Source organism: Nostoc sp. PCC 9305 (genome assembly GCF_963920915.1).
In the GTDB taxonomy this organism is placed as follows: Bacteria; Cyanobacteriota; Cyanobacteriia; order Cyanobacteriales; family Nostocaceae; genus Nostoc.
In genome coordinates, this window is record NZ_CAWUDN010000161.1 from 1 (window position 1) to 12,624 (window position 12,624).

At 42.7% G+C, this 12,624-nt stretch carries 6 protein-coding genes; 4 read left to right on the top strand and 2 right to left on the bottom strand.

The features are described 5' to 3' along the window. Nucleotides 1–314: 314 nt before the first annotated feature. Entirely contained in the window at nt 315–5,369 is a 5,055-nt protein-coding gene (locus tag ACM0OX_RS33245; protein WP_414519202.1) for a PAS domain S-box protein, read from the bottom strand. Nucleotides 5,370–5,827: 458 nt separating this feature from the next. Next, nucleotides 5,828–8,002 (bottom strand): EAL domain-containing protein, encoded by a 2,175-nt coding sequence (locus ACM0OX_RS33250; RefSeq protein WP_414519203.1) that lies wholly within the window; start codon nt 8,000–8,002, stop codon nt 5,828–5,830. A gap of 200 nt (nt 8,003–8,202) precedes the next feature. On the opposite strand from ACM0OX_RS33250, the gene ACM0OX_RS33255 reads away from it, so the two are divergent. The 4 genes from ACM0OX_RS33255 (at nt 8,203) to ACM0OX_RS33270 (ending at nt 12,565) form a co-directional block, all read left to right on the top strand. Beyond that, nucleotides 8,203–8,631, top strand: coding sequence for a hypothetical protein (locus ACM0OX_RS33255; protein WP_414519204.1), 429 nt, complete (start codon nt 8,203–8,205; stop codon nt 8,629–8,631). 80 nt (nt 8,632–8,711) lie between these two features. After that, the gene (locus tag ACM0OX_RS33260) at nt 8,712–9,716 is read left to right on the top strand and encodes an ABC transporter ATP-binding protein (protein WP_414519205.1); all 1,005 of its coding nucleotides are present in this window, start codon (nt 8,712–8,714) and stop codon (nt 9,714–9,716) included. Next, a complete protein-coding gene (locus tag ACM0OX_RS33265; RefSeq protein WP_414519206.1) occupies nt 9,717–10,529 on the top strand; it encodes an ABC transporter permease in 813 nt (270 codons plus the stop codon). Between the two features lie 242 nt (nt 10,530–10,771). Next, nucleotides 10,772–12,565: a GldG family protein gene (locus ACM0OX_RS33270; RefSeq protein WP_414519207.1), complete on the top strand. Its 1,794-nt coding sequence runs from the start codon at nt 10,772–10,774 to the stop codon at nt 12,563–12,565. The last annotated feature ends 59 nt before the right edge of the window (nt 12,566–12,624 follow it).

The following is a 12,624-nucleotide window of genomic DNA, read 5'->3' on the forward strand; positions in this document are numbered from 1 at the left end:
GTAGAAAAAAGCTTGATTTTCCATTGTTCTCTCGTTTATCTCGAACACAAGCTCTACATGGGAATGCTCCTCGTGGAGGCAAAGCCTCCAATCTGGCATTGAGTCAGAGACTCAATGAATGCATTCCCAGCCGGAGACTGGGAACGAGGAAAGTCTTATCAAGCTAGGTTTTTAGGACTTGTGTGTACACCGTAGCCAAGCTTGGGAGAGGGACTTTGAAATTGGCTCCCCTTCTCCCAATTTGGGAGAAGGGGTTGGGGATGAGGGCGAATTTTGTATTTGTGCAAGAGGTCTATTGAAGAGTTTATTTACTCTCAAGATGAAGTGTTGCCAATGAGACTAACGATCGCTGCGGCTAAATCCACAGGATCGACTGGTTTAGGTAGGTGTTTTTGAAATCCTGCTGCCATTGCTTGGTTGTAATTAATTTCTCCTGCATAAGCAGTTAAAGCGATCGCAGGTATTTGTCCGCCTTGCTCTGGCGGTAATTTTCTCACTTCGCGTAGCAACATATAGCCATCCATGAAAGGCATTCCAATATCACTTAAGAGAATATCTGGCTGGGATTGCACTAATGTTTGCAGCGCTTCATCTGCTGATTCAACTGCCGTTACCGTCGCACCATATTGTTCCAGCGCAAAGCTAAAAAACTCTCGCACATCGGCTTGATCGTCTACAAGTAGTATTTGTACTCCCGCCAGTAATGTCTCCTCAGTACTGAGTTCTGCTTGAGAAGCCTCACTACTGCTAACTCGCAACTCAGAATTTTTGAGCAAAGGTAGTTTGACTGTGAAAGTAGCTCCTTGTCCTTCTCCCAGACTCTCTGCCTGAACTGTGCCACCATGAAGTTCTACTAGATGACGTACAATTGCCAGTCCCAATCCCAATCCACCAAAAACTCTGGTTGTCTTAGCATCTGCTTGCCGGAAGTAATCAAAGACGTAGGGCAAAAATTCTGGGTTAATTCCTTTACCTGTATCAATTACCTGGATTTGAGCATCTAAACCAACTTGCTGTAGACGCACTTCTACTTGTCCCTCTGTAGGTGTGAATTTAACGGCATTGGAGAGGAGATTCCACATCACTTGTTGCAAGCGATCGCCATCGCCAAGAACTTTGCCGATATCATTACTTAAGATGATTTGAATTTGAATCGATTTGGCTTCTGCTGCTAAACGCACCGTTTCTAATGCAGATGCGATCGCTATTTTCAAATCCACTGCATGGAGATTTAATCTAACCTTACCTTGCAAAATCCGCGAAACATCAAGTAAATCTCCAATCAATTGGGTTTGTAATTTGGCATTCCGCTCGATGGTTTCCAATGCCCGGATTTTAGTAGCTTCGTCGAACTTGCGGGTTCTGAGTAACTTTGCCCACCCTAAAATCGGATTCAAGGGAGTTCGGAGTTCGTGGGAAAGGACAGCGAGAAATTCATCTTTAATCCGGTTGGCTGTCTCGGCTTGGGCCCTGGCAGTCTTTTCGGCTTCGTAAAGTTGAGCGCGGGCAATGGCTTGCGCACACTGCTGTCCCAGTGTCAACATAAATCCCCGGTCTTCTTCGTTAAATATTTGTGCAGTGGTAAAGCTTAATCCCAAAGCCCCAATTACTTTACCTTCTACTATCAAGGGAATGGAAGCCCAGGCATTATTTGCCATCACAGTCACAACATCGGCTAAGTTGGGATATCTAGCAATCATGGCTGCTAAATTTTCTAAAAAAATCGGCTGCCCAGTTCTGACTGTTTCTGCTATTTGGTTAGGTGCTGCGAGCGGAAAACTTGTCCAAGTATTTATGAGCGTTTGCGGATAGCCAATTGCTTGCACAACTTTTAAGGTAGTATTTCCTTCAGTAAGTAAGACAACGGAACCACCAGTAGCTTCCAAGGCGGCAATGCCTTGGTTCACCACTACATCAGCCACCTGTTGGGGAGTTAAGGCTTCCGAGAAGGCAGCAGTTATTTTTTGTAAAAGTACCGTGCGATTGACAGACCGTTGAGTTTCCTGGTAAAGTCTGGCGTTGTCAATGGCTGTCGCCGCCCGTCGAGCAATATCTTCTGCTAAAGCCAAGTCTGTTTGTTGATAGTACCGACCAGATTCGGCGGTAAAAAAAGAGATGGCTCCAAATAATTGCCCGCGAGAACGAACTGGAATCAGCATCAGAGAACGAATACCCAGACTTTTCAGCAATTGCAGATGTTCGTTGTCTTCAGACATCTCTACAAGATTAGAGTCAGATAATTCGGGATAAAAGATAGATATTCCTAGCCTTAGCTGTCGTACAAGCTCTTTGGCTTTGGTTTTGGGTCGATAACGCCGTCGGATTTCGTCTAAAATATTCAGTTTTGTGGGATCGGCAATTGCGATGCCTGCGGCGGTAAACAACGCAATTTGTTTACTTGACCAATCTTCCTCAAAGACATCTACAATGCACAAATCTGCTAAAGTTGGAACTGCTAGATTTGCCACATTTTCTAAGGTGATTTCATAATCTAATGAGGCAGCTAGTAAGGTGCTGGCTTCGACTAAAAAGTTTTGTGTGGCTTCAACTCGTCTGCGATGGCTAATATCTTCAATAATCCCTAATGCATACTTTGGTTGTCCCTTAGCATCCCAAACTGCTGATGAAGTTAGGTTTACCCAAACTATAGAACCATCTTTGCGGATGTAGCGCTTTTCCAGGGAATAACCACTAATTTCTTTTGCTAAAACTCGCCGAGCATTTTCCCAATCAACTTCTAAGTCGTCAGGGTGGGTAATTTCCTGAAAGTTCATTTGAATTAACTCTTCATGGCTATAGCCAGTAATTTCGCATAGGGCAGGATTAATTTGCAGAAATCTTCCATCCAACCCCACTAGAGTAATACCCACAGCTGCCTGATTGAACATTGCCCGAAACCTTTCTTCGCTTTCTCGCAAAGCAACTTCTGTTTGCTTTGCTGCTGTCACATCTGCCAAAATAATGCCAATTCCTACCGTTTCACCCATTGCGTTATGAACTGGGTAATAGTTGCCGAGCCAGTAACCGTAACGTTCGGGTTGCTCCCTTGTCTCACCGCTGATTTCCATATTCAGCAGGGGTTCTCCAGTATCTAACACGCGCTGTAACTGTGGCTCTAACTCAGCCGCCATCGCTGGCAAAACTTCCCTAAATTTGCGTCCTAGATGTTCTTCTATAGTTAAACCGTTAATGTCAGCGAAAACTTGATTAATGCGGATATATTGCAGTTCCCGATCTAAAAAGCATACGGCAACAGGAGCAGCTTCTAGCAGCGCATCTAGGAGAGATAGAGATTCGGCATAATGGACTAAAGCTTGGTGGATGTCTCGATAAAGTTGGGCATTTTCCACTGCTAAGGCAGCACGATGGGTAATATCTGTTGCTAAAGTTAGGTCAGTGCGATCGTAGCGACGGTTTGATTCTGCGGTGACAAAGCTGATAGTGCCGAGTACTCGCCCTTTTGCGATTAAGGGCACAATCATCACAGAGTTCATCCCCAATTGCCGAACGAGTTCTAAGTGTTCCTGATTCTGAGTAGTCGCCACTAATAGCGAATCAGATACCTCTGAGATCAATTCACTTTGCCCGGTTTGCAGTACTCTAGTAATTGCACTTGCACCCTTATAATCTGTCCCATACTCTTGAAGTTTACGCGCCAACTCCGCTTTCGATGGGTCTGCATGAGCAATGGGTAGGCGACGAATGGAACCATCTTCATTTAAAATATCGACGCTACACCAATCAGCTAGTTGGGGAACTGAGATTTTAGCGATCTGTTCTAAAGTTTGTTCATAATCTAGCGAAGTAGAGAGTAAACTACTAATTTGGGCAATATAGCGTAGTCTTTCCTCAGCCTGCTTGCGCTCTGTAATATCGAGAACAAAAAAAGCTCCTCGATCTACAGTCCCTTCAAAATGGCTACCACCGATCAAAATTGGGAAGCGTGAGCCGTCTTTACGGATATATTCTTTTTGATATGGCGTGCAAAAAGAACTGTTTTGAAATTGAGTTATTGCTTCCTTATCGAGTGGCATGTACTCTGTAGGAGTTAGGTCTTGCCAGCGAAGTGTTCCGGCAAGTAATTCTTCACGAGTATAACCCACCATATTTAGCAAGGCATCGTTCGCTTCTGTAATCCCCCCGTCTTGACTCCAGAAACCGATACCAATCATGTTTGACTCAACCACACTACGAAACTTTGCTTCGCTTTCACGTAATGCTTGTTCAGTTTGTTTCAGTTGAGTAATATCAATTGAACTAATGCCCACTCCCAACAACTGCCCATCCGGCAAACACACCGGATAATAGCTGACAAGACCATAACGATATACCCCAGGCGGATAGGTTTCACCGCTCACTTCTTGGTTGAGTAAGGGCTGCCTCCTTTCCATTACTTGCTGAAAAACAGGCTCAATTTGCGCCGCCCATTCTGGTAGTACTTCCCTAAAGGTGCGGCCAATATGTTGAGTTTGCGGTACACCATTAATAGCAGCTAGCGCTTCATTAGCATGAACGTAGCGAAGCTCAGTATCAAGAAAAGCCAGCGCCACTGGCGAACTAGTAAGCCAAGCATTGAGTAAAGCCAGAGATTCGTCTTTTTGCCCAATAGCTTGCTGAAGTTCCTGGTGCAATCTGGCTTTTTCTAGTTCTGCCTGCTTGCGCTCAGTAATATTCACACCTGCACAGGTAATACCTAAAATGCTATTGTCTGCATCCCTTAGTGGTTCAACTAGCAAATCATAAAAACAGTCTTCTCCAGAAGTTGTCAGATAAACTTCTTCACGGGTTGCAACACCAGTCTCTATTACCTTTAGCTTAATTGCCTGCAATTGCTCTGATACTGAGGCTGGAAATAATTCATCATCAGACTTACCTAACATTTCCTCAGCAGTGTTTAGACCTTGAGGATTATGAATCCACTGGTATTGCAAATCACGATCCTGCTGAAAGACCACGATATCTGAACTACTTAACGCTAATCGAAATCTTTCTTCACTAACTCTCAGCTGTTGCAGATTCCTATCAGCTCGTTTTTTCGCAGTCTTTAATGCCTCACATAAAATACTAAAGAGCAATCCTTGTAATGCAAACAATCCAATTCGTACAGAATTAGATAAGTCAAAACTCAGCTCATAAGCTGGGGGGAGAAAGAAGTAATTACTCAGTAACGCAGATAGAGAAGTTGCTAACAATCCTGACTTCAAACCACCATACCAAGCACTCAAAATTACAGCGCTAAAAAACAGTAGAAAAGGAGTTCCACTCATGTTTAACCAGGGGTCTAGCATCAACATTAGCACTAGTGCAAGTGCGACAATTAATACAACGATGCCATAACGCAGTAATTGAGAATAATGAATATGGGGCATGAAAAGTTCTTGGAAAAACCAATACTCATTACAAAAGCTGTATATACCTTAAGCTAGTTTGTAAATTTTAGTAACTTATCTCCAGATAGATTTTTGGTGAGTTATATAAACCTCTTTTGCTAGAGGTTTATTTGTTAGCTATCTGATATGTAAAGGAAAAATTTAGCTCGCTCGTCAAGATAAATTGCACTGTTTTGCTAATCTAAAATACTAAATAAAAACACAAAACTAATTCATAACAAAAATTATAGAATAATATCTGGCTCAGGATAAATAGAAAATATTGGCTATTGGTCATTAGCTACCATACTACTAATTATTTGATGGCCATCAATATTGAAATTTGAATACATAAGTAAATTATTGATATCGCCAGGATATTTACTTAAGTATTAGAGATAATCACAAAGCGATCGCCTACTTATAGTTTGACTTTGCCAAGAGCTTTTTCTGCTTTTTTAATTAGCGTATCTGTTGCCGTATTCACCAGAGGATAAATACGTAGTTTGACTTGCTATAAGTACTTCTGCTGTCTCATCTCTTAGAGGTTTAGAGAACACATAACCTTGACCAAATTCGCACCCAAGTTCCTGTAACCATTGAAGTTGTTGTGGTGTTTCAATACCTTCGGCAATCACGGCTAATCCGAGTTGATTGCTCAAAGCAATAATAGTACTAACAACCTGATAATTACGATTCCCTTCCTGCATCTGACTTACAAAGGAGCGATCGATCTTCAAATTATCAGCTGGTAAACGATGAAGATAATTTAGTGATGAATAACCGCTACCAAAGTCATCAATGCTGATTTGAATTTTTCTGTCTTTTAATTGGGTTAATAAATCAATTGTCTGACTGATATTCTCAATCAACATACTCTCGGTAATTTCTAGGGCTATGGAATCGCCTTCTAAACCCGTTTGGGCTAGTGCTTGATCGATGCCATCAATTAAGTTAGCTTGGCGAATATCTTGAGCAGATAGGTTAATACTCATCTTGAGCGGGAAGTGACTAGCAAACTTGGTTTTCCAGTTTGCCAGTTGTTGACAGGCTTTGTAGAACATCCAGCGATCGATTTGTACAATTAGCCCCGTTTCTTCAGCAACAGGAACAAATTCCTCCGGCAAAATAAACCCGCGAGTTGGGTGTTGCCAGCGCACTAATGCCTCAAATCCAATCAGCCGAACTGCTTGCAGCTGCAATTCGCGACTAACGTGTGGGCTTGAACCGCCATCGCCAAGTATGTCAACAATCGGCTGATAGTATATAACAAACTCTTCTCGTTCTAAAGCTTTACGGATATCGGTTTCTAGAGTTAGTCGATTTACGGCTTGAGTGTGCATTTCTATATCAAAAATTTTGTAGGAACTTCTATCTTGAGCTTTGGCTCTATACATGGCAATATCGGCATCTCGGAGTAAATCGGAGGCGCAAGAATAGTTCTTTGTTCCTAAGACAATACCGATGCTTGTACTGATAACCACTTCCGAATCATTCAGGATCAATGGTGTTTGAAAATCTTTTAGAATCCGCTCAGTAATTTGAATAGCTTTTTCCATACCAGAAATACCTTCTAGCAGAATTACAAATTCGTCACCACCGATTCGAGCGACTAAATCAATCTCTCGCAGATGAGTTTTTAGCTTCTGAGCAATGCTTTTAAGTAGTTGATCTCCAGCTAAATGTCCTAAGCTATCATTGATAACTTTGAACCGATCTAGATCGAGAAATAAGACGGCGTAACGATAGGTTTCTATTCGTTTAGCTCGGTTAATTGATAATTCTAGCCGTTCTACTAAAAGCGTCCGATTCGGTAAATCTGTCAATGGATCGTGTAAGGCATTGTGAATAATTAGTTCTTGTGCTTGTTTGCGATCGCTCACATCTAATAAAACCCCATGCCAAACAATATCCCCGTTTTCTCGACACTCTGAACGCGCACTTGCCTGTACCCACTTCAGTTTGCCAGAGGGTGTAACTAATCGCCATTCATAAAAGAATGGTTTTAAAGTTTGAGCGCTGCGTTTGGCAGCCATATAACATCCGGCACGGTCATCAATATGGATTTGTGCAAAGCACACAGAGGCATCTGATAAAATTTGATCTGGTGTTAATTCTAGAAGATCCAGGCAGCCGAAACTGATGTATTCAAAGACAATAGAACCATCAAAATGATGTACAAAGCTATAAATTATTCCCGGTATATTAGATGCTAATGTTTGTAACAGATTTTGGGCTTGTTGGCGCTCTGCCCGCACTTGAGCATCCCGAAGTTCTCGACGCACCGCCACCGGCAATCGGCTTAAGTTGTCTTTCATTACATAATCATGAGCACCTGCTTTCATCATTTCCACAGCAGATACTTCGCCGATTGTGCCAGAAACGAGAATGAAAGGAATATCTTTTTGACTCTGCTTTGCTATTTCCAAAGCCATAGGAGCATTGAATCCAGGCAATCGGTAATCTGAAATTATCACATCCCAGGTACGGCTATTGAGGGCTGTATGTAAATCTTCTACCGTTTCGACACGTTGCGAGATTGGCTCGAAACCACCGCGACGCAGTTCACGGATAACTAACATGGCGTCGATTTCTGAATCTTCAACCATTAGGACGTTCAAGGGTTCATTCATACCTCATAATCTCCTTGGCAAAATTTGAGTTAATCCTCCACATTCTCATCCCAAACAACACCGATTAGCTGCTAATAAATATGGCTAACAGATGCACCAACGATGTGCAAGCTGGTGATTGACATCCTCCCCGAACACCAGGATGCGGGGATTCTGGAGTAATGAGTAATAAGTAATAAGTAATAAGTAAATACCCATTTTTGATCCACTCATTACTCATTACTCCTTACTTTAAAGCCGTGCTAGAAGCACGGGGCTTTAGACCCAATTCTTTGGTAAACGGGCGTTCAAGTGGCTGGCTAATCTCGCCCTTGTCTGCGCTCAAAAGAGAAATTAGAAATAGTTTCTTTCAAGATACTTGCTTAATTAACTCGACACTGCTCCTAGTACAGATTGGCTATGGTATACACACAAATCTAAAAAAGCTCGATTTCCCATTATTCTCTCGTTTATCTCGTTCCTATGCAGAGTATGAGAATGGCTTATTACTGGCTGATGCCTTAATTTGCACCAATGGCATCCTGAATGTGAGACGGGTGAGGACACTCATCCCACAAGAAAATTTGGGATTTTTTTTATTTGGAAATCCCGAAAGAGGTTTTTCAGGAACTTTACCCATTGTCAGCTAATCTTTGTGTCAGTCCCCCATACTTAATATTGCGATCTAAGATTATTGGGTATTCTATAATTTGCGATCGCCACTATACGGATGATTGAAGTTGAACATCTGAGTAAAATATACGGCTCTACCCCTGCGATTACTGATGTCACTTTTAGCGTCGAACCTGGGGAGATTTTAGGGTTGTTGGGCCCCAATGGCGCTGGAAAAACCACAACCATGCGGATTCTGGCTGGTTATTTACCGGCAACTAATGGAAATGCCCGGATTGCTGGTTATGATGTCCATGAAAATTCTCTGGCTGTGCGCCAACGCATTGGTTATTTACCGGAAACACCGCCGTTATATCCAGATATGACGGTGGAGGGATTTTTGCATTTTGTCGCCCGAATTAAGGGAGTACCAGCAGGCGATCGCCCCAATAAGGTGACAGCCGCCATCGAACGCTGCAACTTAGAAGATAAGCGGCGAGTAATTATTCGCAAACTCTCTAAAGGATACCGCCAAAGAGTCGGAATTGCTCAAGCGATCGTCCACGATCCCCCAGCGATTATTCTCGATGAACCCACCGTTGGACTCGATCCCCGACAAATAATTGAGGTGCGGAATTTAATTAAAAGCCTTGCTGGTACTCACACAATTATTCTTTCCACGCACATTCTGCCAGAAGTGAGTATGACTTGTAGCCGCGTCGCCATTATCAATCGCGGTAAAGTAGTGGCAACTAATACACCAGAAAACCTAATGACTCAGTTGACAGGTGGTTCTGGGTATGAGTTGGAAATAGATGGAGAAGCTGCCCTAGCGAAACAGGTATTGCAAAAAGTCGCGGGTGTGAGCCTGATAGAATCAATTCCCACAGCCGGAGGTCATCAACCCCAGGAAAACCGCGCTTACCTGCGGGTGATATCGCAACCAGGAAAAGAACCAGGAAAGGATATTGCCACAACATTAGTCCGTGCAGGATTTGGTTTACACGAACTGCGGCGGGTTAACGCCACCTTAGAAGATGTATTCTTGCAACTGACCACAGAAGAAAAGAATTTCGATCCTGATGTAGACTTAGCAGCAGACAAAGAAGGAGAGGCAGCGTAAATGGGTATAGTGCTGAGTAATATTATTGCCATTTATCGCCGAGAGTTACAGAGTTATTTTGTATCGCCCTTAGCTTATGCGATCGCAGGCATATTTTGGTTCATCGCCGGGTTATTCTTCGTGATGATTTTGCTAGGCCCAGACGGAATTTTGGTAGGAGTTGCGGCAATAGATGCACAAGGGCAACAGCTGGGAGTACCAGTACCACCGATAGATGTCCCCTACGAATTTGTCCGAGCATTTTTGGATCGTATGGGGTGGCTATTGTTGTTTATCCTGCCGATTCTCTCGATGGGACTCTATGCCGAAGAACGTAAGCGCGGCACTTTAGAACTGTTAGCCACCTCACCAATCACCAATTGGGCGGTAGCTGTAGGTAAATTACTAGGCGTGATAACATTTTTTATCACAATGGTTGTACCCATGCTAGTGTTGGAAGCGATCGCCATCAGCGGCTCAAATCCACCAATGACACCCTCAATTCCATTACTGGGCCATATTGGATTAATCTTACTAGCAGCAGCAATTTTATCTGTAGGAATGTTTATTTCCTCATTAACAGACAGCACAATTCTATCTGCTGTTCTTACCTTTGCAGTAATTTTATTATTGTTATTGATTGATTTAATCGCCAAAATTGTCCCTGGCCCCGTAGGTGAAGCTTTAGGTTATTTATCGTTGCTGAAACATTACAACACATTAATCCAAGGCATTTTTGATACTAGTGCTTTAATTTTATTTGCCAGTTACATTTTTTTGGGCATCTTTCTTACAGCTCAATCAATTGATGCACTGCGTTTTCAAAGACAATAGTTATATAAGTTATGAGTTAAAAGTTAGGAGTGAGGAGTTGAAGAAGAATCCAGAATCCAGAATCCAGAACAAGAAAGTGGGAGAATTAAACCCGTTTATTCAGATGCTTTCTACGAGACGCTGCGCTATCCGCCAGTTATACATAATTGAATTAATTCTGAATTATTACTCCTGACTCCTGAATTGTGTTTTATTAAAACTCATAATTCCTAACTCCTAACTCCTCACTTCAGTCTAATAATATGAAAATAGTTGCAAAAAATAAACTGTGGAAATATCTGTTTTGGTTAGGCCCATTCCTAATTACTGTCGGCTTAACAGTTGGATTAGTCTCTGAACAGTGGGGATTAATTCCATTAATATTTCTGATTACGGGAATTGTTATTAGTGGGTTGGGGATAATATGGCAAAGCTACCAGAGTAACTGGTGGAATCGTCGTTCTACCCAAGCTGGGACTAATGCCCTAGTGGCAACTTTGGCAGTGCTAGCAATTCTAGGATTGATTAACTTTTTGGGGACTCGCTATCACTTGCGGGCAGACTTAACAGAGGCTCAATTATTTACTCTTGCACCCCAGTCACGTGAATTAGTAAGAGTTTTACCACAGCCAGTTAAAGTGTGGGTATTTGATATTAACCAAAATCCCCAAGACCGAGAACTGCTAGAAAATTATCAGCGCCAAAGCTCAAAATTTAAATACGAGTATATCGACCCCCAAGCTAGACCAGGACTTGCAGAAAAGTTTGGCGTCAAAGATTATGGAGAAGTTTATTTAGAATCTGGCGATAAACGGCAACTAGTACAGACGATAAATGAAAATGAGCGATTATCAGAAATTAGATTAACTGGTCGTCTACAACAACTAACAAATTCAACCACAGCCAAAGTTTACTTACTCCAAGGTCATGGCGAACGCCAACTTTCGCCTGGTAAAGATGCAATATCACAAGCAGTTCAGGGATTAGGCAATAAAAACTTTACAACATCACCTCTGAATTTGGGAGAAACTTCCAAAGTTCCTCAAGATGCGGCTGTCGTAATAGTAGCTGGCCCCAAGCGAGGACTGTTTGAGGGTGAAGTCAAAGCTTTGCAAGAATATCTTAATCGCGGCGGTAACTTACTGCTGATGATCGATCCTAATACCGATCCCAAACTTAACAGCTTGCTACAAGAGTGGGGTGTTCGTCTGGATAATCGTTTAGCAGTCGATGTCTCTGGCGAAAGCGTCGTGGGACTTGGCCCTGCTGCGCCCTTAGTCACAGAATATGGACAACATCCAATTACCAAAGATTTCGGTAACGGCAATTCTTTTTATCCGATTGCCCGACCACTGGAAATTATCTCTGTGCCTGGTGTTCAGGCTACTCCACTGCTACGAACTAAACCCTACCCTAGCAGTTGGGCAGAAAGCGACCTCCAAAGCGAAAAATTGGAGTTTAATGCAGATAAAGACCTGAAAGGGCCTTTAACCTTGGGCGTTGCCTTAACAAGAAAACAAACACCCAAATCTACTTCCACTCCCCAAGTTTCACCTACACCTTCACCTCTACCATCACCAACCACCCAAAGTAAGAGTAGCCCGACTCTTTCACCCTCACCCAAGACTCCTCAAGCGTTACCCTTACCATCACCAACTACCCAAAGCAAGACTAGCCCGACTCCTTCCCCTTCCCCCAATACTCCACAAGCATTACCACTACCATCACCAACGACTCAAGGGAAGGCTTCGCCCACTCCTTCCCCTACTCCCTCATCTCAAACAACTACCGAGTCTCGGTTAGTAGTTTTAGGAAATTCCGATTTCGCTACCGATGGTTTGTTTCAACAGCAATTAAATGGAGATGTATTCCTCAACTCAGTTACTTGGCTGAGTCAACAAGATCAGCAACCTCTTTCCATTCGTCCCAAAGAACCGAAAAATCGACGCATAACCCTGACAACAGCACAAGGTAATCTTTTAATATTGTTATCTCTGTTGCTTTTACCCTTAATTGGGTTTGCGATCGCAGTTATTATTTGGTGGAAACGACGGTAAGAATTGAGTTAGGAGTTAGGAGTTAGGAGTTAGGAGTTAGGAGTTAGGAGTTAGGAGTT